This window comes from uncultured Bradyrhizobium sp. (assembly GCF_947648125.1).
Taxonomy (GTDB): domain Bacteria; phylum Pseudomonadota; class Alphaproteobacteria; order Rhizobiales; family Xanthobacteraceae; genus Bradyrhizobium.
On record NZ_CANSMR010000008.1, the window covers coordinates 200,215 to 225,189 of the forward strand.

Consider the following 24,975-nt stretch of genomic DNA (forward strand, 5'->3'; position numbering starts at 1 on the left):
TGGTTATTGGTCCCTGCTTTCGCAGGGACGACGCTGAATGGGTGGCACCGTCTGTGAATCACACTTCCGCATTCTCGCGGCATGAATCGTCCGAGCTCTGCAAACTCGACTGGCATTCGAGCGGAGTGACTTAGGGCCTTGCTGGCTCAGATCGGCGCGTTGCTGCCACAAAATTCAAACTGAGACACGATCCCGTCGGCCTCCGCCCCTGAACGACCCTTCTCCGTACTTATACGGATACGAAAGTGGCGGATTGCAGGGCCGGACTCGGCTAAGCAAGAAGGCGCGAGCCACCCGATATTGCCCCGGCGCCGACGATTTTTTCCGATATTGTTTTGCTTTTCCATTTTCCGGTGCAACTGCTCACGATGAGTTGGTCGGGATGAATTTGTCGGGCCGACTGGCGGCCGGGATGATGCTTCCCGTCGTCACCCTCCTGCTCGCGCTGGGCTTCATCCATGGCGTCACCTGGCCGGGCATTCTGCTCGCCGGTGGTGTGGTTTCGGTGGTGTTGATGACGGCTGAGATGATTGCGAGGTCGCTGTCCAGAACGCCCGCCCAGTTGGTGCGGGCGGCGGAGGCGCTGTCGCGCGGCGAGCAGCTCTCGATACACCCGAGTGGCGACGACGAGGCTGCTCAGCTCGCTGCGACGCTTGCCGAGCTGTCCGCGCAGTTGGGCAGCAGGCAGCATTTGCTGGAGAAGACCGTCGAGAGCATCCGCGATCCGGTGGTGGTCGCCGACGAGCATGCGATGATCGTGATCGTTAACGCCGCGGCGCGGCGGCTGTATCGTGTCGAACCCGGTTTTGACACCCTGACCGGCGTTCGCGCCTTCCAGAACTATTATGCTGACGGCACGACCGTGATGCCGATTGCCGAGACGCCGATGGCGCGTGCGCTGCGCGGCGAGGATATCGACGATTGCGAACTGATCGTCAAACCGCTGCGGCCGGAACCGGCTGTCTGTCTTGTCGCCAACGCCAGGCCGCTGCGGGACGATGCCGGCAATTTGCGCGGCGCGGTCATCGTGCTGCGCGATGTCACCGCGGAGCGTCAGGCGCATCGGGCGCTGGTGGAGAGCGAGCAGATGGCGCAGGCCATCGTCAAGACCGCGCTCGACGCCTTCGTTCAGACCGACCAGGACGGCATCGTGCTCGACTGGAGCCCGCAGTCCGAAGCGCTGACCGGTTGGACGCGCTCCGAGGCGGTCGGCCGGCGCGTGGTCGAACTGGTGTTCCCGGAAGAGCTGCGGGTTGCCCACCGGCAGCGCATCACCCGCTTCCTGCAGGAGACCGCGGCCGGGGGCATGGGCATGCGCTATGAAACCGCATCCGTGCACCGCGACGGCCACCGGTTCTATGTCGAGGTGTCGCTCAATGCGCTGCGCCGCGGCGATGGCTGGATCATCAATTCCTTCGTCAGGGACGTCACCCAGCGGCGGCGCGCCGAAGAGCAGTTGATCCAGGCGCAGAAGACGGAATCGCTCGGGCGCTTGACCGGCGGCATCGCGCACGACTTCAACAACATGCTGACCGTGATCACCGGCACGATCGAGATCCTCGCCGACGGCGTCAGGGACAACCCGCAGCTTGCCGCGATCGCCAAGCTGATCAGCGATGCCGCCGATCGCGGCGCGCAGCTCACCTCAAGCCTGCTGGCGTTCGCGCGCAAGCAGCCGTTGCAGCCGGCCGAGACCGACGTCAACGACCTGATCGGCGAAGTGGTCCGGCTGCTGTCGCAGACGCTGGGGTCGCAGACCGAGATCAGGACGGAGCTCGGCCGCAACGCCTGGCTCGCCTTTGTCGACCGCAGCCAGCTCGGCGCCGCGCTGGTCAATCTCGCCATCAATGCGCGCGATGCGATGCCTGAAGGCGGCACGCTGACCTTTGCGACCCGCAACGTGCAGCTCGGGATTCCCGATGCCGTGGCGCACGGCGTCGAGCGCGCCGGCGATCATCTCGTGATCGAGGTGACCGATACCGGCACCGGAATTTCGCCGTCGCATCTGGAGAAGATCTTTGATCCGTTCTTCTCTACCAAGGAGGTCGGGCAGGGCACCGGGCTCGGGCTCAGCATGGTGTTCGGTTTCGTCAAGCAGAGCGGCGGCGGGATCGAGGTCAAGAGCGAGCAGGGGCGCGGCACGATCTTCAGGATCTATCTGCCCAAGGCGGACGGCAACGCGCAGCGTGCGGTCGAGGAGGACGATCTGCCGGTCAGGGGCGGCAACGAGACCATCCTGTGTGTCGAGGACGACCCCACGATCCGCGACTATGTGACGGGCCAGCTCGAAAGCCTCGGCTATAAGGTGCTGGTTGCGGCAAACGCAGATGCCGCGCTCGAGATCGTCAGCCGCGGCACCGCGTTCGATCTCCTGTTCACCGACATCGTGATGCCCGGCAGTATGAACGGCCGGCAATTGGCGGAGACGCTGATGGCCGGGCGCCCGGCGCTGCGGGTGCTGTTCACCTCGGGCTACAGCGATGGCGCGCTGCCGGCGCAACAGGGCCGCGGCGGCCACGGCATTCCGCTGCTGACCAAGCCCTACCGGCGCAGCGAGCTGGCGCGGATGCTGCGGCGCTGCCTTGATCTTCAGGTCGACTTTCAGGGCGATCCGGTTCCGCAGCCTTACTCCGTGCAGCCCGATCTCGAACGCTTCCTGCGCGAGAACCCGCCTGAGAAGACGTAAGACATGGTCAGCCGCATCGGTGCGGCCGTAGGACGAGTAGAGCGCAGCGAAACGCTTCGCTCCACCCATCCTACTTGACCCATGTCGGACGAGAGGAATGTACGGTGCAGGAAAGCGGCAAGATCGCGATCTTCGACGGCCATAACGACACGGCTCAGCACCTGGCTGAATACCGGGAAGGCGGGCGGGATTTTCTCGTGCGCTCCGAGGAGGGGCATCTCGATCTGCCGCGTGCCCGGGAAGGCGGCATGGCGGGCGGCCTGTTCGCGATGTACGCCAAGGCAGAACGTCCGCGCCAGGGCGATTTCATGCGCACCGCCGACGGGTACGAGGTGCGCCTTGCAGAGCCGCTCGATGCTGCCTATGCGCGCCGTACCATCGATGCCCAGCTGAGTGGACTGGAGACCATGGTGGCTCGCGCCGGCGGAAAAATCCGCTGCGCGACCACCGTGGACGAGATCGAGGCGGCACGGCGGGACGCGGCATTTTCAATCGTGCTACACCTCGAGGGCGCCGAAGCGATCGACGCCGATCTGGACGGGCTGGCGAGGCTCTACGCCCGCGGCTTGCGTTCGCTCGGCCTGGTCTGGAGCCGTCCGAACATCTTCGGCCACGGTGTGCCGTTCGCTTATCCGCGCTCCCCCGATACCGGCCCCGGTCTGACCGACGCGGGGAAGGCGCTGGTGAAGGCCTGCAATGAGCTCGGCATCATGCTCGACGCGGCCCACCTCAACGAGCGCGGGTTCTGGGATCTGGCAGCGATCAGCACCGCGCCCATCGTGGCCACCCACGCTTGCGCGCATGCGGTCTGCCCCGCGACCCGCAACCTGACCGACGGGCAACTCGACGCGGTCAGAGCATCGGGCGGCGTCGTCGGCTTCAATTTCAGTGTGTCCGAGGTGCGTCCGGACGGGCACCGCGACCCGGACATCCCGATCGAAACCGTCGTCGACCATCTCAGCTACCTGGTCGAACGGATGGGCGGCGACCATGTTGCGCTGGGATCCGACTTCGACGGCGCGCTCATGCCCGTTCCGCTCCGGGATGCAAGCCATCTGCCGAACCTGATCCAGGCGTTGCGCGCGCATGGCTATGACGACGCCACGTTGCGCAAGATCGCATTCGACAATTGGATGCGGGTGTTCCGTCAAAGCTGGCGGTGAAAACCACTGCACTCTTTCCATCGATCGTGATCTATTATCTGCACAACAACGGCGCGGCCGGTTAACGGCCCGATTCAGGGAGCATGGAATGCAGGACCGCAAATGGTCGAGACGCGACTGGCTCAAGGTGACGGCGGCGACGGCCGCAGGCATGGTGTTCGCCGAACCGCTGCGGGCGGCGCCGCCGCCGGCGGAAGCCGTGACGCCGGAGCTGATCGCGGTGGCGAAGAAAGAGGGCAAGATCTCGTTCTACAGCGCGCTGGAATTGAACACGGCCGAGCGTCTCGCGCGTGATTTCGAGCAGAAATATCCCGGGATCAGCGTTCGCGTCGAGCGCTCCGGCGCCGAGCGCATCTTCCAGCGCATCGCGCAGGAGCAGGGCAGCGGCATCCATGCCGTTGACGTCGCCAACTCGACCGATCCCGCGCATTACCTCGACTGGAAGAAGAACGACTGGCTCGCGGCGTACATGCCTGAGGAGGTCGCCAAGCATTTTCCGGCCGATCAGATCGATCCCGACGGCACCTCCGCGACATCCTGCGCCTGGTTCGAGGTGATCGGCTACAACACCGAGCAGGTGAAGCGCGAGGAGGCGCCGAAGAGCTACGCTGATTTGCTCGATCCGAAATGGCGCGGCAAGATCGTCAAGGGCCACCCGGGCTACTCCGGCGCGATCATGACCGCGACCTTTGTACTGGCGCGCGATCTCGGCTGGCCGTATCTGGAAAAGCTTTCGCAGCAGCGGGTCATGCAGGTGCAATCGGCGGCCGATCCGCCGAAGAAGATCCTGCTCGGCGAGCGCGCGGTCATGGCCGACGGCAACGACTACAACCTCGTGCTGGCCAAGGATCAGGGCAAACCGGTCGAGGTGGTCTACCCCACTGAGGGCGCACCGCTGATCATCGTGCCGAGCGGCATCTTCAAGAGCGCGCCGAACCCGAACGCGGCACGGCTGTTCCAGAGCTATTTCTTCAGCGCCGAAACCCAGCAGATGCTGGCCGACGAGTTCGCGCACCGTTCGTTCCACGCCAAGGTGAAGGAAAAAGCCGGGCATGTGCCGCTCGACAAGCTGAAGATGCTCAAGGCCGATCCGGCCCAGGTGCAGGCGCAGAGCGAGGAGATCAAGGCAAGGTACGCGAAGCTGTTCCGGGTGTGACGGCCGGTCCCCCCATCTTGCGAGCGACGTCAACGACGAGGAGCATTGGACAATGGCGATCGGGGCTTTGCGGACCGCGGATGTATGCTTTGATGGCCTTCCCGGCTATGCGTTCGCGCCCAACTATCGTGACGATCTTCCCGGCTATGCCGGTTTGCGCATGCACTATCTCGACGAGGGACGAGGCAATGCCCGTGTTGCGCTGTGCCTTCATGGCCAGCCGACCTGGAGCTACCTTTACCGAAAGATGATTCCCGGCCTCGTCGCCTCCGGCTACCGGGTGATCGCGCCCGATATGTTCGGGTTCGGTCGCTCCGACAAGCCTGTCGAGGAGGCCGTCTACACCTTCGACTTCCATCGCGAGAGCCTGATCGCCCTGATCCGTGCGCTCGATCTCGGCCGCATCACGCTGGTTTGCCAGGACTGGGGCGGCTTGCTCGGTCTTACCATCCCGATGGACATGGCCGATCGCTTCGAAGCGCTGCTGATCATGAATACCATGCTCGCGACCGGTGACCGGCCGCTGACGAAGGGCTTCATGGATTGGCGCGCGTGGAGCAACGCAAATCCCGATATGGTGGTCGGCAAGCTGATGGCGCGCGCCTGCCCGCAACTCTCATCCGCGGAGGCCGCAGCCTATGACGCGCCTTTCCCTGATGCCAGCTATAAGTCCGGTGTGCGCCGCTTTCCGAATCTCGTGCCGGACCAGCCCAATGCCGGCGGCGCGGCCATCTCACGCAAGGCGCGCGAATGGTGGCGAAGCGAATACTCCGGCAAGACCGCGATGGTGATTGGCATGACCGACCCGGTGCTCGGGCCGGCCGTGATGGAGGAGATGCGGCAAACGGTCCGCAATTGCCCCGAGCCGGTCACGCTCACCGCAGCCGGACACTTCGTGCAGGAATGGGGTGAGGATGTCCTGAAGGGCGCGCTGCCGCTGCTGTCCTGACCGCGGAGGATGGGCAGAGCCGGGCAATCGCAGCCCGTAGGATGGGTAGAGCGAAGCGAAACCCATCGCGCCAGTGCAAGGTGTGAGATGATGGGTTTCGCTGCGCTCTACCCATCCTACAGCTCTCATTCTACGGGCTCAGGCTGCACGCATCGTGCGCTGCGCACGATAAGCCTGGGGTGACAGCAGCGTGAGCTTGCGGAAAGCCTTTCGAAAGCTGCTCTCGTCCTCATAGCCGGTGGCGCGGGCGATGGCCTTGATCGGTTGGGCCGTTGTCTCCAGCAGCGTGCGGGCGTGCTCGACGCGACGGCGCATGATGAAGGCCTGCGGCGGCTCGTGGGTCAATTCGCGGAAGCGGCGGTTCAGCGTCCGTTCGCTCAAGCCCAGCGCCTGCGCAAGGCTGCGCACCGTGATCGGCGCCTTGCCCGTTCGGCGCACCAGCATGTCCGCCTTCATCAGCAGCGGATCCTGGGCGAGCATGTAGCCGAGCGGCATGAAGATCGCTTGCGTGCGCTGCGCGGTGTCGATCACCGCATAGTCGGCGCAGACTTTTGCGACCTCCGGGCCTTCGACGAGCTCGATCAGCCGCAGCAACAGATCGACCCACGACATCGGGCCGGCGGCGCAGACCAGGCGATCGGCCTGGGTGAGCACGGCATCGCTGGCGAGATCGATCCTGGGATGGCGGCGGCGGAGTTCGCTTTGCAGCCACCAGGTGATGGTGGCGCGGCGGCCGTCGAGCAGGCCGGCATTGGCGAGCAGCAGTACGCCGCTGCAGAAGGCGCCGATCAAGCGTCCACCAGCATGTTGCTGACGCAGCCAGGCACCGGCTCGGTCATATTGCGGCTGCAGGCGTTCGGCGGAGAGATGATCGACCAGGCTGCCCGGCACGATGATCGCGTCAAATGCCGTCCGCCTGCTGACGGCGCCGTCGACCGCAAGCAACTTGCCGCCGCCTGCGCGCACCGGCTTGCCGTCGAGCGAGAGCGTCTGCCAGGTGAAGCGCGCCTTGCCGCCGCGCAACTGCATCACATGGTTGCCGAGCGTGAGGATGTCGGCGATGCCGGCGACCGCCGATTGCATGCAGCCTTCCAGCGCGAGGATCGCGAGCTTCATGGGACCTCCGGAATTTGCCGTCATCCTACCCGATCGACGCAGGCAGGCCGTGGCAGATATTGCCCGATCTCTGTCCGATCGGCCACTGCCTGATCGCAGTTTGCCGGTCCATCTTGGTTGCGTTGTCACAACCTCAGCAATGGAGAGAGACCATGCCTTACGTCACCATTTCCACCGTTCGCGGCATTTTCGATGTCGCGCAGAAGCAGGCGCTGCTGCAGCGCGTCACCGATCTCATGGTCGAGGTCGAGGGGCAGGGTAACCCCGACTTCCGCCGCAACGTCTGGGTCAAGATCGAGGAGGGCGAGCCGGCGAGCTGGTCGCTCGGCGGCATGATCCCGACACCCGACATGATCGCGGGCAATTTCGGGGCGCTTGACGCCGGCGGACGGCGGGTCGCGAAGGCGAAAGCCTAGCCGCTGAAACAAAACAAGAGGCGCTTCCGGTGGAGGCGCCTTTTGCACGCGGCAGGCCGCGTTTGCACACGACTGCAGCTATGGCCGGCGTACTTCGAAGTAGGTTTTGCCGCCCCGCTGAAATCCTGCTTCCTCATAGAAGCGGAGAGTGGTCTCCCGCTTCGAGCCGGTCGCCAACAGAACCTTGTAGCAGTCGGCCTGCCACGCAACATCGAGCGCGTGCATAAGAACCCGTCGGCCGAGCCCCTGTCGACGGTAGTCGGCGTGAGTGACGACATTCTCGATCACGCCATATGATCTGCCGCCTCGCGACAGGTTGGGCACGATCGCGAGCATGCACGAGGAGACAAGCAGCTCTGCTGCTTGCGCCACGATCACGGTCATGAAGCTGGATGCAAGCAATGTCGACCAGACTCGCTCGGCAGCGGCCGCGTCCAGCTCAGGATCGTGCGGATGAAGGTGTCGGTAGAGCTTCAACATCTCTGGCAGTTCGTGTTCTGCCGCAGATCGGACGATGGCTTCGGTCATGGGCTGATACCGCGGATCATGGCTTCGCAGGAATATTATCAGAGTTCATCGAAGTTTCCTTCGGCGCGTAGGATCGCGCGCAATGGATAGAGCGCCAAAAACAAAAGGCGCTTCCGGTGGAAGCGCCTTTCGCATTCGGGAGGTGCCGTAGAGCTTACAGCGAGTAGTACATCTCGAACTCGACCGGGTGCGGGGTCATTTCGAAACGGGCGACCTCGGTCATCTTCAGCTCGATATAGGCGTCGATGAAGTCGTCGTCGAACACGCTGCCGTTCTTGAGGAACGCGCGATCCTTGTCGAGGCTCTCGAGCGCCTCGCGCAGCGAGCCGCACACGGTCGGGATCTGCTTCAGCTCTTCCTTCGGCAGATCGTACAGGTCCTTGTCCATCGCCGGACCCGGATCGATCTTGTTCTTGATGCCGTCGAGGCCGGCCATCAGCATCGCGGCGAAGCCGAGATAGGGATTGGCCATCGGATCGGGGAAACGCACCTCGACGCGCTTGGCCTTCGGGTTGGCCGTGTAGGGGATGCGGCAGGCCGCCGAGCGGTTGCGCGCGGAGTAGGCGAGCAGCACCGGGGCTTCATAGCCCGGGACCAGACGCTTGTAGGAGTTGGTCGACGGGTTGGTGAAGGCGTTGATCGCCTTGGCGTGCTTGATGACGCCACCGATGTAGTGCAGGCAGGTCTCCGACAAATCGGCATATTTGTTGCCGGCGAAGGTCGGCTTGCCGTCCTTCCAGATCGACTGATGGACGTGCATGCCCGAGCCGTTGTCGCCATAGACCGGCTTCGGCATGAAGGTGGCGGTCTTGCCATAGATGTGCGCGACCTGATGGATGCAGTACTTGTAGATCTGCATATGGTCGGCCATCAGCGTCAGCGTGTCGAACTTCATGCCGAGCTCGTGCTGGGCCGAAGCGACTTCGTGGTGATGCTTCTCGACCTTGACGCCCATCTTGGCCATTGCGCCGAGCATCTCGGAGCGCATGTCCTGCACCGAGTCCTGCGGCGGGACGGGGAAGTAGCCGGCCTTGGTGCGGATGCGGTGGCCGAGGTTGCCGCCTTCATACTCGGTAGCCGAGTTGATCGGCAGCTCGGAGGAGTCGAGGCGGAAGCCGGTGTTGTAGGGTTCGGCCGAATAGCGCACGTCGTCGAACACGAAGAACTCGGCCTCGGGGCCGACGAACACGGTGTCGCCCACGCCCATCGACTTCACCATGGCCTCGGCCTTCTTGGCGATGCCGCGGGGGTCGCGGTTGTAGGGCTCGCCGGTGGTCGGCTCGAGCACGTCGCAGGTGATGACCATGGTGGTCTCGGCGAAGAACGGATCGATCGTCGCGGTGACCGGGTCGGGCATCAGGCACATGTCGGATTCATTGATCGCCTTCCAGCCGGCGATCGACGATCCGTCGAACATCGTTCCCTCGGCGAAGATGTCATCGTCGATCATGCTGACGTCGAAGGTCACGTGCTGCCACTTGCCGCGCGGATCGGTGAAGCGCAGGTCGACGTATTTGACGTCGTTGTCCTTGATCGATTTCAGGACGTCTTTGGCGGTCTTCATGAATACCCCTTATGGATGTGCGGGTCGGTTTCCAGCGGAGAGCGACGTTATTCCCGCTTTTGGCGAGTTCGTGTGACTGCTGAAACGAAATCAGGCTGCCGAAGCAGCCTTTTTTCTCTTTTGCCGTCAGAAAATCCGGATAGCACCGCCCTTAAATAGCGTCCAGCCCGGATTCGCCGGTCCGGATGCGGATGGCTTCCTCGATGTTGGAGACGAAGATCTTGCCGTCGCCGATCCGCCCGGTCTGGGCCGCGCGGCGGATCGCGTCGATCGCCTTCTCGACCAGATCGTCGCCGATCACGATCTCGATCTTCACCTTGGGCAGGAAGTCGACGATGTATTCCGCACCGCGATAGAGCTCGGCGTGGCCCTTCTGGCGGCCAAATCCCTTGGCCTCGGTCACGGTGATGCCTTGCAGTCCGACTTCCTGGAGCGCTTCCTTCACCTCGTCGAGCTTGAAGGGCTTGATGATGGCTTCAATCTTCTTCACTGAGCGCCTCCCGGGCATTGCAGATTGCAGGGTCGAGTTCGATGCGCGTGGGGCGCAGTCTGGTTGGTCTTAAGCCTTCCGGCCGGTGGCCGGAAACACGCGCAATGGTCGCATCGAGCGGCATTGTGCGCGGCTTCCTCAAAAGCAGGGTCTATGCCAAGTTGTTAAGGTCCCCGATTTCGGAATGTTATCAGCCTTTTAACAGGCAGTCGGCTGATATCGAACCACATGGGCTATGATATCCAAGCCTAACAAATAGGCAAATAGATCAATCCATATGCAGTCGGCCAGTAGAAACCCTGCGAACGTCACAGGAATTGCCTCTCGAAAAGGCGAAGCGATTGAGGATTCGGCATGGACGTTCTGACCACAACCGAGATGGAGCGCGCCGACCGGCTGACCATCGCAGCCGGCACGCCGGGCTTCGCACTGATGATGAGCGCCGGCCAGGCCGTCGCTGAAGCCGCGATGGACCTGGTCGAGGAGGGGCCGATCGTCGTGGTCGCCGGCCGCGGCAACAATGGCGGCGACGGCTTTGTCGCCGCCGCTGAGCTCGCCGCGCGCGGCCGCGAGGTGTCGGTGATCCTGCTTTGCGAGCGCGACAGCCTCCAGGGCGACGCGGCGCTGGCGGCGAAGGGCTGGAAATATCCGGTGCTGCCGTTCAACCCGCAGGCGCTCGGCAAGCCGGCGCTGATCGTCGACGCCCTGTTCGGCGCCGGGCTCAATCGCCCGGTGAAGGCCGACCCGCTGGAGATGATCGCGGCCATCAACGCCAACGGTACGCCGGTGCTGGCGGTCGACCTGCCGAGCGGCATCAACGGCACGTCGGGCGCCGTCATGGGCGCGGCCGTGCAGGCGACCGAGACCGTCACCTTCTTCCGCAAGAAGCCTGCGCACCTGTTGCTGCCGGGCCGGATGTATTGCGGCCGGGTGCGCGTCGCCGACATCGGCATCGCGGCGCAGGTGCTCGACGAGATCAAGCCGCTGACCGCGGAGAATCTGCCACAGGCCTGGCGCCGGTCGTTTCCGGTGCCGCGGATCGATGGCCACAAATACGCAAGGGGCCACGCCGTCGTGGTCTCGGGCGATATCGCTTCGACCGGGGCGGCGCGGCTCGCCGCGCGCGCGGCGCTGCGCGCAGGTGCGGGCCTCGTGACGCTGGCCTCGCCGCGCGATGCGCTCGCCGTCAACGCGGCGGCGCTGACCGCGGTGATGGTGCGCGCGGTCGACAATCCGATCCAGTTCGCCGAATTGCTCGACGACAAGCGCCTCAATGCCTGCGTGATCGGACCCGGTGCGGGCGTCAGTGCGCGCACCCGCGACTTCGCTCACACCGCGCTGTCGGCGCAGCGGCATCTGGTGCTCGACGCCGACGCGCTGACCAGCTTTGCGAGTTCGCCGGACCGGTTGTTTGAGGCGATCAAGGCCTCCGACGGTCTTGGGGTGGTGCTGACCCCGCATGAGGGCGAGTTCCCGCGGCTGTTCAGCGATATCTCCAACAAGCATCCCGGCCGCTCGAAGCTCGAGCGCGTCCGCGCCGCGGCCGAGCGCTCCGGTGCGGTGGTGCTGTTGAAGGGCGCCGATACGGTGATCGCATCTCCCGACGGCCGCGCCACCATCGCCGCCAACGCGCCGCCCTGGCTCGCGACCGCCGGAGCCGGCGACGTGCTGGCGGGCATCATTGCGGGCTTCCTGGCGCAAGGCGTCGCGGCATTCGAGGCCGCCAGCATCGGCGTGTGGTTGCACGGCGAAGGCGCCAGCGAGGCGGGGCCCGGCCTGATCGCCGAGGATCTCACCGAAGTGCTGCCGGCGGTGTTCCGCCGGCTCTATGACGAGTTCGGGATTGAGTATTAGGCGGCGCACGCTTGCCGACATGGATGCCGCCGCGCGCGTGCACCGTGCGGCGTTCGACGATGCGCTGCCTTGGCTCGCCGGCCTGCACACGCCGGACGAAGATCGCTGGTTCTACCGCGAGCGGATGTTTGCGACCTGCACGGTGTGGGGCGCGTTCGACGGCGAGGCGATGAGCGGCATCATCGCGTCGCACGATGACTGGATCGCGCAGCTCTACGTGCTGCCGGCCGCGCAGGGCCGCGGCATCGGCAGTGCGCTGCTCGAGATCGCGCAGCAGGGCGCGGACCAGTTGCAACTTTGGACCTTCCAGCGCAATGCGCGGGCGCGCCGGTTCTATGAGGCGCGCGGTTTTGCCGCGGTCGAGGAAACCGACGGCAGCCGCAACGAGGAGAGGGAGCCGGACGTGCACTATCTCTGGGTGCGCAGGGCCGGCGGATGACATATTGATCGGATTGACTGCCCCCAGGCGAGTCCGGGGAACAGGACGGGGCTCACGGCGGGACGAAAGATCGTCTGGCAATCGGCCACCATTTGAGCACTTAATGCCTGTATCGACGAACGAAAGTACCCATGAGCCTCGAAGCCGCGTGGTACGGACCGGAGCAACATGACGAGTCCCTGCCGCGTTCTAATGATCTATCCGAAGTTCGTTCCGGACTCGTTCTGGAACTATACGGAAGCTTGCGAACTCGTCGGCGCGAAGTATCCGGCGGCACCGCTCGGATTGATCACCGTCGCCGCCATGCTGCCGAAGCATTGGGAGATTCGTCTCGTCAACCGTAACACCGAGCCTTCGACCGACGCGGACCTTGACTGGGCCGATCTCGTCATGATCGGCGGTATGCTCAACCAGCAGCCTGACTTTCTTCACCTGATCGATCTAGCCCACCGGCACGGCAAGCCAGTATGCGTCGGTGGGCCTGACGTCTCCTCCAGCCCGCACCTTTACGCGGATGCGGACTTCCAGGTGATCGGCGAGGCCGAACACATCATCGAGGAATTCATCGCCGCTTGGGAACGCGGCGAGCGCAAGGGCGTGTTCGTCGCCGAGAAATTCAAGACCGACGTCACGCTAAGCCCGATGCCCCGCTACGATCTGATCAAGTTCGATCATTATCTCTTCATTGGTGTGCAATATTCGCGTGGCTGCCCGTTCACCTGCGAGTTCTGCGATATTATTGAGCTGTACGGGCGCGTGCCGCGTACCAAGACCCCCGATCAGATTCTCGCCGAACTGCAAGCGCTCTACGATCATGGTTATCGAGGGCATGTCGATTTCGTCGACGACAATTTCATCGGCAACAAGAAAAACCTCCGCATCTTGCTGCCGCGGCTCAAAGCCTGGCTAGAAGAGCGAGACTATCCGTTCGAGTTCTCGACCGAGGCCTCGATCAATATCGCTGATGACAGCGAGCTGTTGCAGGCAATGAAGGACGCGAACTTCTTCGGAATTTTCGTCGGCATCGAGAGCCCGGATCCAGAGACCCTCGTGCAGATGAAGAAGAAGCAGAACACCAGGCGCAACATCGCCGAGAGCGTTCACAAGATCTATGACTATGGCATGTTCGTCACCGCGGGTTTCATCGTCGGGTTCGATACCGAGAGAGTCTCGATGGCGCAGGCGATGATCGATTTCATCGAGGAGGCGAGCATTCCAGTCTGCATGGTTGGACTGCTCTATGCGCTGCCTGGCACGCAGCTGACGCGGCGGCTGGCCCAGGAAGGCCGCCTGCACGAGGGCCATGATCTCATGAAGGTCGAGCAGGCGGGCGACCAATGCACGCTCGGCTGCAATTTCGACACCAAGCGTCCGCTTCGTGACATCCTTACGGATTACAGGGCTGTGCTCGGGCACGTGTACAGCCCGACGGCATATGCAGGACGGCTGTCGCGGCTTGCCGCCATGCTCGACCGGTCGGATCGGCGTCGCGACCTGCCGGATGGCGACACGCGCAAGAGGCTTGGCGGCATCGAAGGCGTACACAGGATCATAAGTGCCCTGCCGGAGGTTCGCGAGCCGTTCTGGAAGACCTTCGTCGAGGTCGCCAAGTCCAATCCAGGCGCGCTGCGTTACATCGTGATGCTGATGGCGCTGTACTTGCACTTCGGGCCGTTCTCGAAGCACGTGATCGGTGAGATCGACCGCCGGATTGCCGAGTTGGGCGGTACGCCTCCGGTGAGGGCCACCGCGCTCGTGCCGTGAGTTCATCAGGGATGCAGCTTGATGGACGGCAAAGTTCGCTAGAGATTCGGTTCTGACTGAATCAGAATCGAAGCTCTAGCTTTTTGTTTTGACGCGTTTTCTTCACGCGAACCGGCGTCCACTTCGCTCGAAAACGCTCCAGGCTGTCGGGCAGCTGACGCAACTCAGGCAACGTCGGTGGAGAGCGAAACGCTCTTCCACGCATCGAATTCGGCCTGCAGCAGTTTCATCTTGTCCTCGACCAGCCGCACGGCATCGCTGCCGAGCAGCAGATGCGCCGGCGGATCGGCCGACAAAACGAGTCTCAACATTGCTTGCGCGGCCTTCTTGGGATCGCCGACCTGCCTGCCACTCAGTTCCATGCGACGTTTGCGGATTGGATTGATGACAGCGTCGTAGTCTCCGATCGATCGTTCCGCCCGTACCATCGATCGTCCGGCCCAGTCGGTGCGGAAGCCGCCGGGCTCGACCGCGGTGACCTTGATGCCGAGGTCTTTGACTTCCTTGCCGAGGGATTCCGATATCCCCTCCAGCGCGAACTTGCTGCCATGGTAGTAGCTCAGGCCGGGCATCGTGATGATTCCGCCCATCGAGGTGATGTTGAGGATGTGCCCGGCGCGCCGCTTGCGCATGAAGGGCAGCACGGCCTGGATCATCGCCACCGCGCCGAAGACGTTGACCTCGAACTGGCGTCGCAGATCGTCGATCGATGATTCCTCCAGAATGCCCTCGTGGCCATAGCCGGCATTGTTCACCAGAATGTCGATCGCGCCGATCCTGCGCTCGACGTCAGCGACGGCGGGCGCGATGGCTTCTGTGTTGGTGACGTCAAGGATCACCGCGTGCACGCGCTTGCCGAGTGCTTCGAATTTCTGCCTGTCGTTCTCGTTGCGCACGGTGCCGGCGACGGTATGGCCGTCACCCAATGCGGCCTCGGCCAATGCGCGGCCGAAGCCGGACGAAACGCCCGTGATGAGGAAAGTCTTTGCCATAGGGGATGTCCTTCAGATCGAGATTGCGGGCTCGATATAGGCGACTTGATTAGTGCAATAACCGGCATAAAGTGGGATGACCTGATGCAGGTAATCGAACAATGCAGCATGCTGGCCTTTTCGAGCTGAATGCGGTCGTCGCGATCTCGACGCATCGCAGCTTTCGCGCGGCGGCGACGGAACTCGGCATTTCGCCCTCGGCGTTGAGCCATGCCGTCGCCGGGCTGGAAAAGCGGCTGGGCGTACGTCTCATCAATCGGACGACGCGCAGCGTCGCATTGTCGGAGGCGGGAGAACGTTTCCTCGCCAGGGTCAGTCCCGCGCTGCGCGAGATTGCCGGCGCGATGGAGGACGTGAACGAGTTTCGCGACACGCCCGCGGGAACACTGCGCATCAACCTGAAGGAGCGCGCCGCCCACCAGATCCTCCGCCCGGTCGTCGCGAGGTTTCTGCGACGCTATCCCGACATGAACGTCGAGCTGACCCTGGAGGGACGTCCCATCGATATTGTCGCGGAAGGTTTCGATGCCGGCATCCGGCTAGCCGAAGCCGTCCCGCAGGACATGGTCGCGATCCCCTGCGGCCCGGACACGCGCTTCATCGTCGTTGGCGCGCCCGATTATTTCGCACGCTGTTCGGTGCCGCGGTCTCCGCTTGATCTGCTCGCCCACGAATGCATTCGCAGGCGGATGCCGAGCGGCAAGCTCTATCACTGGGAGTTCGAAAAGCGCGGCGGCGAGCAGATGGTGGTAGATGTCCGGGGCAGACTGACCCTCGACAATGACAGCCTGATGGTCGAAGCCGCCCTCGAAGGCCTGGGACTGGCGTTCGTCAGCGATTTCTGGGTGACCGGGCATCTCGCCGCCGGAACCCTGCGCGCCGTGCTGGACGACTGGACGCCGCCGTTTCCCGGCCTGCGTCTCTACTATCCGAGACACCGGCATATGACGGCCGGGCTTCGCGCCTTCGTCGACATGATACGGGAGGAGACGAAGTTGGCCGCCAAGGGTAGGGAGGTTCATTCACCCTCGGCCAAGCGATCGGGCGATCGTCGCAAGCGCGCTTGAGCCGTCGTGGCCGCCCGCGTGTTCGGCCATACTTCGCCGAGTGGGCGTTTTAGCGTCGGCCCGCCGTGCCTGCGTCACGACACTTTTGGTGGACGCGTGGGGAATTGAGAGATAAAGGCGCATGATATTTCCCTCGCATCCTGTGAATTTGGCTCGTGAGTGGCAGGCAGAACAATTTCCTCGCACAGGCGCTGCAACAAGGCGCATTGGCGTTGCAGGCACAGCAGTTTGCTCAGGCAGAGCAGATCGCGACAAGCATCCTGAAATCAAACCGCACGGACAGACATGCGGCGCTTTTGCTGGCGCATGCGCTGATGGGGCAGAAGCGGGGAGGCGAGGCAATTGCACCGCTCGAGCGGGTGGCACGCCGCGCTGACGACGGGGAGATCGAAACCTTGCTCGGTGCGCTGCTGTGCGGTGCAGGGCGCGCCACGGACGGCATCGCGCAGCTTCGGCGCACGGCGGCACGCCGCCCACCATATCTTCCCTCGTTTCGGGAACTCGCCGGTCAACTCGCCAAGTCCGGTCAACACGACGAGGCGATCAGCACGATCGAGGCCGGCCTCGCGCTCGCTCCTGACAGCGTCGATCTGAAGCTCGACCTCGGGCGCCTGTTGCATGATACCAATGACTTCGCGCGGGCTGCATCTGTCCTGACAGCCGCCCGTGATGCTGCGCCGGGACGCCCCGACGTTCTCAACCAGCTTGGGCGGGTCCTGATCCTTGATGGCGACTATGCCGGAGCGGCGGATGCGTTCCGCCGCGTGCTCGCGCAGTACCCCGACGATCGCTCGACCCGCGCTTACCTCGCCACATCGCTTTTCGAGCAGGGTGAGCGCGATGCTGCCGAAGCGGCGCTGCGCGCCGTCACGCGTGGTCAGCCGCAGCTCGTTGGACGCGCGGCATTCGTCATGGCCGCGGGATCGCACGGCCGTTTCTTCTTCTCGCAGGGCGACGCTGCGAAATTCCTTGGCGTGGAATCAAACTGAGCGTGGCGGACGAAATCCCGTCGCGTCTCAAGCCCTGAAGTTTCTCCGGTAGAGATTGGGCTGCCGCCTGAGCTCACTCCGGAGCTCGCCGACGCGCTTGGCTTCTTCCGCGGTGAACGACGATGCCTGCGCGGTCCAGCTGTCGCGCTTGACCGGAATGCATTGTGCGATGGGCGTCCCCTTGGGGAGGACGCCTCGAAAATTCCTGTCGTGCCAATACGCCGGGAAGTGCACCCAGTTGTCGGTATAGAGGTCAGAATTGACCAGGCCGCTGAGCGTGGTGAACGGCAGATCGAAGCGGTTGACGGGATGCGTGAAGTAGACCGCGTAGCCTTCCGGCGCTTCGACGGTCCACAAATTGTGGAATTTGAGAAAGAAGCGGCCCTCTTCGAATAGCGGCGTGCCGCTGACCTGACCCGGGTCGTGAAATCCGATCGGCGAACGTGGAAACTCGGGCGTGCCTCCCGGCGGCAGGTCGTGGTCCCAGGTAATCTCGCCGTCCTCGACCTTGAGATCGCAGACCAGTGGCAGCAGGAATCCGCAGGTCATCGCGTCGACGAATGGCGGACAGCGCTTGATGGTGTCCTCGTCGTGCAGGTTGATCGAAGAGAAAGCCGTCGCCGGCATGGCCTTGAGCCAGTCGGGAACGCCCTGCGCCGCCGGGATAGGGGCCGGTATCCGTCCCTCAAGCTCCGTCGGACAACGGAATTTGAGCGTCAGTTTGTTGTTGGTGGACATTGGGCGCTCCGATGCCCTGATGGCCTACATGAATGCGTCGCAAAGGTGAAGCTGCGATCGATCGCAATAATGGCCATACAGGATGGGTGGAACGAAGCGATATCCATCAATCATTTCCGCGCGGTCAGATGATGGGTATCGCTGCGCTCCACCCATCCTACGGATTACCGTCCGCCGCTAGCTGACGAGATACTTCGCAACCGCCGGCTCGTTCCACGCGATGCCGAGCCCGGGACCCTTGGCGGTCACCGCGCCGTCGACGATCTCGGCGGGCTTCGCCAGGATGGAGCCTGCGAAGTCGAGGAATTCGAGCCAGTGCGCGGTCGGCGTCACCGCAAGCAGATGCGCGCTGACTTCCGCGAACAAATGGCTCGACATCGGGATCGAGGCGGCGTCGGCTTGGCCGGCGACCTGCATCCAGCCGGTGACGCCGCCGACCTTCATCACGTCGGGCATGATGAAGTCGGATGCGCCGGCTGCGATCGCCTCGGCAAAGCCACGCGGAAACCACCAGTTCTCGCCGGCCTGGATCGGCGTCGGCGAAGTCTCTCGGACCTTGGCGTGGCCGGACAGGCTTTCCTGCGGCACCGGCTCCTCGATCCAGTGCAGGTCGTACGGCGCAAGCCGGGCGATGCGGCGGGTGGCTTCCGCCGGATCGAGCGACTGGTTGAAGTCGATCATCAGCGCGATGTCGGGGCCGAGCAGGGCGCGCACGCCCTTCACGACGCGCTCGTCATTGGCGGCATCGCCGTCGCCACCCTTGATCTTGATGCCCTTGAAGCCTTGGTCGAGCGAGCGGCGCAGCGCGCGCTCGTCGGCAACGGGATCGACCGCGCCGTAGCTGTCATAGGCCTTGATCGGCTTCGCCGAGCCGCCGAGCAGCTCGACCAGAGGCCGGCCGGCGAGTTGGCCGAGCACATCCCAATAGGCCATGTCGAGGCCTGATACGGCCATGCCGACCAGACCCTGCGCGCCGAGCAGCCGGAACTTGGCATCCATCGCCTTCATCAGATCGAACGGGGCGACCGGCCTGCCGATCAGCTCGCGTCCGATCTCCTCGATCAGATAGCGGAGAGGGTTAAGTGTGAGCTTGCTGTAGGCGAAGATGTAGGTGCGGCCGGTAACGCCTTGATCGGTCTCGACATCGATCAGCACCAGCGGACCGGAATCGATCACGCCAAACGCGGTCTTCACAGGACGCTTGAGCGGCACCACGACGCTTCGCGCCTTCACTCCGCGAATCGCTGCAACGGTCTGGCTCATCGGTGTTTCCTTCGGCGGTTTCCACTTCTTGTTATTGGACACTGTACCATCGGACGAGCCGCGGCGCGGCCCAATCGGTTGCGACCTGCTCGATCAGATAGCGGCCCGGATATTCGGCGAGGAAGGCGATGCGCTGGGTCTGGCCCGGTTCGACCGCGAGCGTGTCGAGCCAGAACGGCTTCCAGCCGTCGTCGAGCCGGTCGAGCAGACGGAAGTGATGGCCGTGCAGATGAAAGACGTTTGCGATCGCGCCCTGGTTGGTCAGGGCCAGCACGACGGTTCGGCCGGCCTTGGCCTGAAAGGCCGGAGCCGTTGACGGCTTGAAGTCCGCTGGGCGGAACCACTCGGTCGGCGCACCGAGCGCCAGATCGAATCGTGCAGCGCTCTTGAGGTCGAGCTGCGCGGGCATGTCGTTGCCCGGCAGCGGTGGGGCCGGTGGGAACGGCGCCGTTCGGATCGGCGGTTCGTTCGAGACGGTCAGTCTGCCGACCGGGCGGGCTTGCTTGCCGTCGTGCAGCAGGATCGGGAAGCTGGTTCCGGCCGGATCGGCCGCATCGACGAAGACATCCGTCCGGCTTCCGGGCGCCAGGACCAGTGCGCCGTTGCGGGCCGGGAACGGTTCGGCCGGCTGGCCGTCGATTGCCATCACCCGGACGTCGAGGTTGTCCAGCTTGACCGCTAGCACGGTGCGTTGGCTGCCATTGATAAAGCGGAGTCTGAGGCGGGCATTGGCCGGTGCCGAGATGTCGTATGAGGTCTTGCCGTTAATTGTATGAATTTGCGTCGAATCTTTTGGATCGCTTCCAGGCGGGATCGCGGTTCCATCGGGCCGCACGCGCCACTCCTCGATCAGTAGAACCTCATCGCGATCGACGGCGACCGGAGAGGTGCCGGTCACAATCAGCGGACGCGGGCGTGCCGGCGCCGTGCCATCCCCGAACAGCGGCTCGCACAGGAAGGTGCCTGCATGCCGCAGCGGCAGCTGAAAGGTATCCTTTGCCCCCGTGGCAAGGGGCGCCCGGGAGGCCAGCGGCTCCGCGGCCGGGACGCCATCGAGCCCGCGGCAATCGAGCGCGGCGGCAACCGGCAGATCGTTGCTGAACGTCACGTCGAGGACCTCGCCGCGCTTGAAGCGGAGATCGCTGCTGCCGAGCGACCACACCGGGGTCTCGGGGGTGCCCGGACGAAGCAGGATGCGGTCGGTTTGGGCCTGCAGCGCGACCGCCGTCCGGCCCTGCGCCGAGCCGATGGTCGGCCAAGCGGGGCAAAGCGCCGCGGCGCCGAGGCCGGCGATCAGGTCGCGTCGGGTAAGGGAAAATTTGGGACTTGCTACAGGGCTTGCCATCCGGCCGATGCGGACCATTTTCAAGTGTACCTGTCCAGTCGCGATCGGTCGCAGGGCGGGCTCCCTAGCGGCCATTTTTTTGCTGCGAACCGGTGGGCGCATGTTATAAGCCCGGCCGCCCGCGGCATCGCGGCCGGACTGGATGCTTTTCGCGCGGGCGTGGCGGAACTGGTAGACGCGCTGGATTTAGGTTCCAGTGACGAAAGTTGTGGGGGTTCGAGTCCCTCCGCCCGCACCAAGCGCTTACAGCGTTTGCATGACGATTTCTTGGAGAACCTTGGGCCCCGAAGGGGACGAGGGTTCGCCGAACCCACAGACGTTAGGCCGCAAGGCTCACCGTCGAACAGATTGACACTGCCACGGCCGCTCGGGCCGCGGCAAAAGCGGAAGAAGATTGATACCATGCAGGTCACCGAGACCCTCAACGAGGGACTGAAGCACGAATTCAAGATCAGCGTTCCGGCATCCGATCTCGATGCCAAGGCGGGCGCCAAGCTGGTCGACCTCAAGGACAAGGTCCGTCTCAACGGCTTCCGTCCCGGCAAGGTGCCGGTGGCGCACCTGAAGAAGATCTACGGCCGCTCGGTCATGGCCGAGACCATCGACCAGACCATCAGCGACACCAACCGGCAGATTTTCGAAGATCGCGGCTTCCGCCTCGCCGGCGAGCCGAAGATCACGATGCCGACCGAGAAGGACCAGGTCGAGGAATTGCTGTCGGGCAAGACCGACCTGACCTACACCGTCGCGATCGAGGTCGTGCCGCAGATCCAGCTCGCTGACTTCAAGGCGTTCTCGGTCGAGAAGCCGGTGGTCGATGTCTCCGACGCCGATGTCGACGATGCCATCAAGCGCATCGCCGAAGGCAGCCGTCCGTACAATGCCAAGACCGAGGGAGCGGCAGAGAAGGGCGATCGCGTCACCATCAGCTTCAAGGGCACCATCAACGGTGAAGCCTTCGAGGGCGGCACCGGCGAGGGCATCCAGGTCGTGATCGGCGCCGGCCAGTTCATCCCGGGCTTCGAGGAGCAGCTGATCGGCATCGGCACCGGCGAGACCCGCATGCTGAAGGTCTCCTTCCCGAAGAACTACCTGAACGACAAGCTCGCCGGCCAGCCGGCCGAGTTCGAGACCACCGCGACGCTGATCGAAGCGCCCGGCGAGACCACGATCGACGACGAGTTCGCCAAGACGCTCGGCCTCGAATCGCTCGACAAGCTGAAGGAAGCGGCGCGCGAGCGCCTGACCGCCGAATTCGCCGGCGCGACCCGCCAGAAGGTCAAGCGCGCGCTGCTCGACCGGCTCGACGAGAGCCACAAATTCGAGGCCCCGCCGTCGCTTGTCGCCGAAGAGTTCAACCTGATGTGGAACTCGATCAAGGCCGAGATGGACTCGTCCGGCAAGACCTTCGCCGACGAGAACACCACCGAGGATGCGGCCAAGGAAGAGTACCACAAGATCGCCGACCGCCGCGTCCGCCTCGGCCTCGTGCTGTCGGAGATCGGCGAGAAGAACAAGATCACCGTGACCGACGACGAGGTCTCGCGCGCCGTGATCGAACGCGCGCGCCAGGTGCCGGGCCGCGAGAAGGAAGTCTGGGATTACTACCGCAGCAACGCCCAGGCGCTGGCCCAGCTCCGCGCCCCGATCTACGAGGACAAGGTCGTCGACTTCGTCCTGGAGCTCGCCAACGTGACCGAGAAGAAGGTCTCCAAGGATGAGCTGTTCAAGGATGAAGACGCCGAGCAAACTGCCGCTTGATTGCGGCACCTCGCGTTAATGATGAACCGCGAAAGCTGGCCTGGCGAGGGACACCCTCGCTAGGCGCGCCGACGCGAATCGGCTTGAACTTCTGCGGCCTGCCCAGGTGGCTAGTACGGCCAGTGCCGGTCTTGTCGGCCGGAAATTGGCCCATATCTGGGTTAAGCCTTGAGTCAGGTAGCCTTGAGTCAAGTTCTGCATCACCCCTAACCCTTGGGTTCTTTCATGCGCGATCCCGTTGAAACCTACATGAACCTCGTGCCGATGGTCGTCGAGCAGACCAATCGCGGCGAACGCGCCTACGACATTTTCTCGCGCCTGCTGAAAGAGCGCATCATCTTCGTCACCGGTCCGGTCGAGGACGGCATGTCGACGCTGATCGTCGCGCAGCTGCTGTTCCTCGAGGCCGAGAATCCGAAGAAGGAAATCTCGATGTACATCAACTCGCCGGGTGGCGTGGTGACGTCGGGCCTTGCGATCTACGACACGATGCAGTTCATCCGTCCGCCGGTGTCGACGCTGTGCACGGGGCAGGCGGCCTCGATGGGCTCGCTGCTGCTCGCAGCCGGCGAAAAGGACATGCGCTTCACGCTGCCGAACTCCCGCATCATGGTGCACCAGCCGTCCGGCGGCTTCCAGGGCCAGGCGACCGACATCATGCTGCACGCGCAGGAGATCCTGAATCTCAAGAAGCGCCTCAACGAGATCTACGTGAAGCACACCGGCCAGACCTACAAGGCGATCGAGGACGCGCTCGAGCGCGACAAGTTCCTCACCGCCGAGGACGCCAAGGCGTTCGGTCTCGTCGACAAGGTCATCGACAAGCGTCCGGAAGACCCGTCGGCAGCCAAAGCTGCCTGATCTGGACAGGCGACCCGGGGCGTCGGTGTGATCTCCACATTGACGCCTCACATAGTCGGCAAAGCAGGACGGCGGAGTACCTCGCAAGCGCATATGCGGGGGCAGAAAGTTCCGCTTTCGTGCTCATGGCTCGGCGTGGTAATCCCGCAACGTTCCGTGGATTTCGACGCGTATTCCACGTGCGATCGTGGAAAATCACGGTATTGTCACGGTCTTGAGCCGGCCCCCCGATTAGCGAATTCTTGATAGTCGGGTGCCAGCATGGTTGGCTGTAATGCATCGGCTATGATCGCGGAGATTCGAATAAACCGTGATCCACACGGTCAGTATTGCGTAGGGTCTTTTTTGGTACGGAATTTGCTCTATCTACCCAATACTCCGGTTTTGTGCCGGATTGGGTCGATCTGGCAAACGAGGTCGAACGGCGGACGGAGATAATGAATGAGTAAGGTCGGCACGAGCGACGCCAAGAACACGCTATATTGCTCGTTCTGCGGCAAGAGCCAGCATGAAGTTCGCAAGCTGATTGCCGGACCGACTGTCTTCATTTGTGACGAGTGTGTCGAACTCTGCATGGACATCATTCGCGAGGAGAACAAGTCCTCGCTGGTGAAGTCGCGCGACGGCATCCCGACACCGAAGGAAATCTGCAAGGTCCTGGACGACTACGTGATCGGTCAGAGCCATGCCAAGAAGGTGCTGTCGGTCGCCGTCCACAATCACTACAAGCGGCTTAACCACCAGACCAAGCACAACGACGTCGAACTGGCGAAGTCGAACATCCTGCTGATCGGTCCGACCGGTTCGGGCAAGACGCTGCTCGCGCAGACGCTGGCCCGTATCCTCGACGTTCCGTTCACCATGGCTGACGCGACGACGCTGACCGAAGCCGGCTATGTCGGCGAGGACGTCGAGAACATCATCCTGAAGCTGCTGCAGGCCGCCGACTACAACGTCGAGCGCGCGCAGCGCGGCATCGTCTATATCGACGAAATCGACAAGATCAGCCGCAAGTCGGACAATCCCTCGATCACCCGCGACGTGTCGGGCGAGGGCGTCCAGCAGGCGCTACTGAAGATCATGGAAGGCACGGTGGCCTCGGTCCCGCCGCAGGGCGGCCGCAAGCATCCGCAGCAGGAGTTCCTGCAGGTGGATACCACCAACATCCTGTTCATCTGCGGTGGTGCGTTCTCGGGCCTCGAGAAGATCATCTCCGCGCGCGGCCGTTCGACCTCGATCGGCTTCGCGGCGCAGGTGCTGGCGCCGGAGGATCGCCGTACCGGCGAGATCTTCCGTCACGTCGAGCCGGAAGATCTGCTGAAGTATGGCCTGATCCCGGAATTCGTCGGCCGTCTGCCCGTCGTGGCGACGCTGGAGGACCTCGACGAGGCCTCGCTGAAGAAGATCCTGACCGATCCGAAGAACGCGCTGGTGAAGCAGTACCAGCGGCTGTTCGAGATGGAGAACATCGAGCTCACCTTCGCCGACGAGGCGCTTGGCGCGGTCGCCCGCAAGGCGATCGAGCGCAAGACCGGCGCACGCGGCCTGCGGTCGATCCTGGAGAGCATCCTGCTCGAGACCATGTTCGACCTCCCGGGCCTCGAAGGTGTCGAGGAAGTCGTGATCTCGCGCGAGGTCGTCGAGGGTACGGCGCGTCCGCTCTACATCTACGCGGATCGTTCCGATCGGGCCGTCGAGAGCAGCGCGAGCGCCTAAGGCGCAACTTTCTGTCGTCGCAAATCACGCGGCTGCCTGGCGATCCGGCGGCCGTTGTGGCGCAGCAGCAGCGGCCCTTTTCGCGTCGCAGTAAATGCCTGTTTAGCCTATATTTCCC

At 63.6% G+C, this 24,975-nt stretch carries 21 protein-coding genes and 1 tRNA gene; 14 read left to right on the forward strand and 8 right to left on the reverse strand.

Going from position 1 to position 24,975, the window contains the following annotated elements; all coding sequences use genetic code 11:
* The first annotated feature begins 412 nt into the window (after nt 1–412).
* The 4 genes from Q0030_RS17225 (at nt 413) to Q0030_RS17240 (ending at nt 5,954) form a co-directional block, all read left to right on the forward strand.
* The gene (locus tag Q0030_RS17225; RefSeq protein WP_298369270.1) at nt 413–2,686 is read left to right on the forward strand and encodes a PAS domain-containing sensor histidine kinase; all 2,274 of its coding nucleotides are present in this window, start codon (nt 413–415) and stop codon (nt 2,684–2,686) included.
* Between the two features lie 104 nt (nt 2,687–2,790).
* On the forward strand, nt 2,791–3,849 hold the full coding sequence (locus tag Q0030_RS17230) for a dipeptidase (protein WP_298369273.1): 1,059 nt from the start codon (nt 2,791–2,793) through the stop codon (nt 3,847–3,849).
* A gap of 88 nt (nt 3,850–3,937) precedes the next feature.
* Nucleotides 3,938–5,005, forward strand: coding sequence for an extracellular solute-binding protein (locus Q0030_RS17235; protein WP_298369276.1), 1,068 nt, complete (start codon nt 3,938–3,940; stop codon nt 5,003–5,005).
* A gap of 52 nt (nt 5,006–5,057) precedes the next feature.
* Nucleotides 5,058–5,954, forward strand: a complete 897-nt coding sequence (locus Q0030_RS17240) for a haloalkane dehalogenase (RefSeq protein WP_298369278.1) — start codon at nt 5,058–5,060, stop codon at nt 5,952–5,954.
* 138 nt (nt 5,955–6,092) lie between these two features.
* Here Q0030_RS17240 and Q0030_RS17245 read toward each other — a convergent pair whose 3' ends face one another.
* The gene (locus Q0030_RS17245) at nt 6,093–7,070 is read right to left on the reverse strand and encodes a helix-turn-helix domain-containing protein (protein ID WP_298369281.1); all 978 of its coding nucleotides are present in this window, start codon (nt 7,068–7,070) and stop codon (nt 6,093–6,095) included.
* A 152-nt stretch (nt 7,071–7,222) separates the two neighbouring features.
* On the opposite strand from Q0030_RS17245, the gene Q0030_RS17250 reads away from it, so the two are divergent.
* Nucleotides 7,223–7,486, forward strand: a complete 264-nt coding sequence (locus tag Q0030_RS17250; protein ID WP_223967645.1) for a tautomerase family protein — start codon at nt 7,223–7,225, stop codon at nt 7,484–7,486.
* Between the two features lie 78 nt (nt 7,487–7,564).
* Here Q0030_RS17250 and Q0030_RS17255 read toward each other — a convergent pair whose 3' ends face one another.
* The 3 genes from Q0030_RS17255 to Q0030_RS17265 all read right to left on the reverse strand — a co-directional run bounded on the left by Q0030_RS17255 (nt 7,565) and on the right by Q0030_RS17265 (nt 10,068).
* A complete protein-coding gene (locus tag Q0030_RS17255; protein ID WP_298369287.1) occupies nt 7,565–8,014 on the reverse strand; it encodes a GNAT family N-acetyltransferase in 450 nt (149 codons plus the stop codon).
* A gap of 154 nt (nt 8,015–8,168) precedes the next feature.
* A complete protein-coding gene (glnA, locus tag Q0030_RS17260; RefSeq protein ID WP_298369290.1) occupies nt 8,169–9,578 on the reverse strand; it encodes a type I glutamate--ammonia ligase in 1,410 nt (469 codons plus the stop codon).
* A gap of 151 nt (nt 9,579–9,729) precedes the next feature.
* Nucleotides 9,730–10,068, reverse strand: coding sequence for a P-II family nitrogen regulator (locus Q0030_RS17265; protein WP_011441447.1), 339 nt, complete (start codon nt 10,066–10,068; stop codon nt 9,730–9,732).
* A 354-nt stretch (nt 10,069–10,422) separates the two neighbouring features.
* Here Q0030_RS17265 and Q0030_RS17270 point away from each other — a divergent pair, with 354 nt between their 5' ends.
* The 3 genes from Q0030_RS17270 to Q0030_RS17280 all read left to right on the forward strand — a co-directional run bounded on the left by Q0030_RS17270 (nt 10,423) and on the right by Q0030_RS17280 (nt 14,125).
* Nucleotides 10,423–11,922: an NAD(P)H-hydrate dehydratase gene (locus Q0030_RS17270; RefSeq protein WP_298369293.1), complete on the forward strand. Its 1,500-nt coding sequence runs from the start codon at nt 10,423–10,425 to the stop codon at nt 11,920–11,922.
* On the forward strand, nt 11,897–12,361 hold the full coding sequence (locus tag Q0030_RS17275; protein ID WP_298369296.1) for a GNAT family N-acetyltransferase: 465 nt from the start codon (nt 11,897–11,899) through the stop codon (nt 12,359–12,361). The genes Q0030_RS17270 and Q0030_RS17275 overlap by 26 nt, the downstream gene beginning before the upstream one ends.
* 168 nt (nt 12,362–12,529) lie before the next feature.
* The gene (locus tag Q0030_RS17280) at nt 12,530–14,125 is read left to right on the forward strand and encodes a radical SAM protein (RefSeq protein ID WP_298369299.1); all 1,596 of its coding nucleotides are present in this window, start codon (nt 12,530–12,532) and stop codon (nt 14,123–14,125) included.
* A gap of 164 nt (nt 14,126–14,289) precedes the next feature.
* On the opposite strand, the gene Q0030_RS17285 is transcribed toward Q0030_RS17280, so the two are convergent.
* Nucleotides 14,290–15,117, reverse strand: a complete 828-nt coding sequence (locus tag Q0030_RS17285; RefSeq protein ID WP_298369301.1) for an oxidoreductase — start codon at nt 15,115–15,117, stop codon at nt 14,290–14,292.
* A gap of 101 nt (nt 15,118–15,218) precedes the next feature.
* On the opposite strand from Q0030_RS17285, the gene Q0030_RS17290 reads away from it, so the two are divergent.
* On the forward strand, nt 15,219–16,184 hold the full coding sequence (locus Q0030_RS17290; protein ID WP_298369303.1) for a LysR family transcriptional regulator: 966 nt from the start codon (nt 15,219–15,221) through the stop codon (nt 16,182–16,184).
* A 155-nt stretch (nt 16,185–16,339) separates the two neighbouring features.
* On the forward strand, nt 16,340–17,173 hold the full coding sequence (locus Q0030_RS17295) for a tetratricopeptide repeat protein (RefSeq protein ID WP_363323460.1): 834 nt from the start codon (nt 16,340–16,342) through the stop codon (nt 17,171–17,173).
* Between the two features lie 27 nt (nt 17,174–17,200).
* Here Q0030_RS17295 and Q0030_RS17300 read toward each other — a convergent pair whose 3' ends face one another.
* From Q0030_RS17300 to Q0030_RS17310, 3 genes are all read right to left on the reverse strand, one after another.
* Complete coding sequence (locus tag Q0030_RS17300) at nt 17,201–17,911, reverse strand: hypothetical protein (protein ID WP_298369306.1); 711 nt, start codon at nt 17,909–17,911, stop codon at nt 17,201–17,203.
* 177 nt (nt 17,912–18,088) lie between these two features.
* The gene (locus Q0030_RS17305) at nt 18,089–19,174 is read right to left on the reverse strand and encodes an enolase C-terminal domain-like protein (protein WP_298369309.1); all 1,086 of its coding nucleotides are present in this window, start codon (nt 19,172–19,174) and stop codon (nt 18,089–18,091) included.
* A gap of 31 nt (nt 19,175–19,205) precedes the next feature.
* Nucleotides 19,206–20,537, reverse strand: a complete 1,332-nt coding sequence (locus tag Q0030_RS17310) for a multicopper oxidase domain-containing protein (RefSeq protein ID WP_298369312.1) — start codon at nt 20,535–20,537, stop codon at nt 19,206–19,208.
* 135 nt (nt 20,538–20,672) lie between these two features.
* Between Q0030_RS17310 and Q0030_RS17315 the strand changes: the two genes are divergently transcribed.
* The 4 genes from Q0030_RS17315 (at nt 20,673) to clpX (ending at nt 24,857) form a co-directional block, all read left to right on the forward strand.
* A tRNA-Leu gene (locus Q0030_RS17315) sits at nt 20,673–20,757 on the forward strand.
* 164 nt (nt 20,758–20,921) lie between these two features.
* Nucleotides 20,922–22,280: a trigger factor gene (gene tig, locus Q0030_RS17320; protein ID WP_298369314.1), complete on the forward strand. Its 1,359-nt coding sequence runs from the start codon at nt 20,922–20,924 to the stop codon at nt 22,278–22,280.
* A 225-nt stretch (nt 22,281–22,505) separates the two neighbouring features.
* Nucleotides 22,506–23,141 (forward strand): ATP-dependent Clp protease proteolytic subunit, encoded by a 636-nt coding sequence (locus Q0030_RS17325; protein WP_021079148.1) that lies wholly within the window; start codon nt 22,506–22,508, stop codon nt 23,139–23,141.
* 441 nt (nt 23,142–23,582) lie between these two features.
* Nucleotides 23,583–24,857, forward strand: coding sequence for an ATP-dependent Clp protease ATP-binding subunit ClpX (gene clpX, locus Q0030_RS17330; RefSeq protein WP_024583449.1), 1,275 nt, complete (start codon nt 23,583–23,585; stop codon nt 24,855–24,857).
* The last annotated feature ends 118 nt before the right edge of the window (nt 24,858–24,975 follow it).

Excerpts from the sequence above, each read along its gene's own strand:
- Q0030_RS17280 (WP_298369299.1), top strand. The coding sequence starts at position 12,530 with ATGACGAGTCCCTGCCGCGTTCTAATGATCTATCCGAAGTTCGTTCCG.
- Q0030_RS17250 (WP_223967645.1), top strand. The coding sequence starts at position 7,223 with ATGCCTTACGTCACCATTTCCACCGTTCGCGGCATTTTCGATGTCGCG.
- tig (WP_298369314.1), top strand. The coding sequence starts at position 20,922 with ATGCAGGTCACCGAGACCCTCAACGAGGGACTGAAGCACGAATTCAAG.
- Q0030_RS17225 (WP_298369270.1), top strand. The coding sequence starts at position 413 with ATGATGCTTCCCGTCGTCACCCTCCTGCTCGCGCTGGGCTTCATCCAT.
- Q0030_RS17255 (WP_298369287.1), bottom strand. The coding sequence starts at position 8,014 with ATGACCGAAGCCATCGTCCGATCTGCGGCAGAACACGAACTGCCAGAG.
- Q0030_RS17285 (WP_298369301.1), bottom strand. The coding sequence starts at position 15,117 with ATGGCAAAGACTTTCCTCATCACGGGCGTTTCGTCCGGCTTCGGCCGC.
- Q0030_RS17325 (WP_021079148.1), top strand. The coding sequence starts at position 22,506 with ATGCGCGATCCCGTTGAAACCTACATGAACCTCGTGCCGATGGTCGTC.
- Q0030_RS17275 (WP_298369296.1), top strand. The coding sequence starts at position 11,897 with ATGACGAGTTCGGGATTGAGTATTAGGCGGCGCACGCTTGCCGACATG.
- Q0030_RS17240 (WP_298369278.1), top strand. The coding sequence starts at position 5,058 with ATGGCGATCGGGGCTTTGCGGACCGCGGATGTATGCTTTGATGGCCTT.
- Q0030_RS17290 (WP_298369303.1), top strand. The coding sequence starts at position 15,219 with ATGCAGCATGCTGGCCTTTTCGAGCTGAATGCGGTCGTCGCGATCTCG.
- glnA (WP_298369290.1), bottom strand. The coding sequence starts at position 9,578 with ATGAAGACCGCCAAAGACGTCCTGAAATCGATCAAGGACAACGACGTC.
- Q0030_RS17235 (WP_298369276.1), top strand. The coding sequence starts at position 3,938 with ATGCAGGACCGCAAATGGTCGAGACGCGACTGGCTCAAGGTGACGGCG.
- Q0030_RS17270 (WP_298369293.1), top strand. The coding sequence starts at position 10,423 with ATGGACGTTCTGACCACAACCGAGATGGAGCGCGCCGACCGGCTGACC.
- Q0030_RS17300 (WP_298369306.1), bottom strand. The coding sequence starts at position 17,911 with ATGTCCACCAACAACAAACTGACGCTCAAATTCCGTTGTCCGACGGAG.
- Q0030_RS17245 (WP_298369281.1), bottom strand. The coding sequence starts at position 7,070 with ATGAAGCTCGCGATCCTCGCGCTGGAAGGCTGCATGCAATCGGCGGTC.
- Q0030_RS17305 (WP_298369309.1), bottom strand. The coding sequence starts at position 19,174 with ATGAGCCAGACCGTTGCAGCGATTCGCGGAGTGAAGGCGCGAAGCGTC.
- Q0030_RS17310 (WP_298369312.1), bottom strand. The coding sequence starts at position 20,537 with ATGGTCCGCATCGGCCGGATGGCAAGCCCTGTAGCAAGTCCCAAATTT.
- clpX (WP_024583449.1), top strand. The coding sequence starts at position 23,583 with ATGAGTAAGGTCGGCACGAGCGACGCCAAGAACACGCTATATTGCTCG.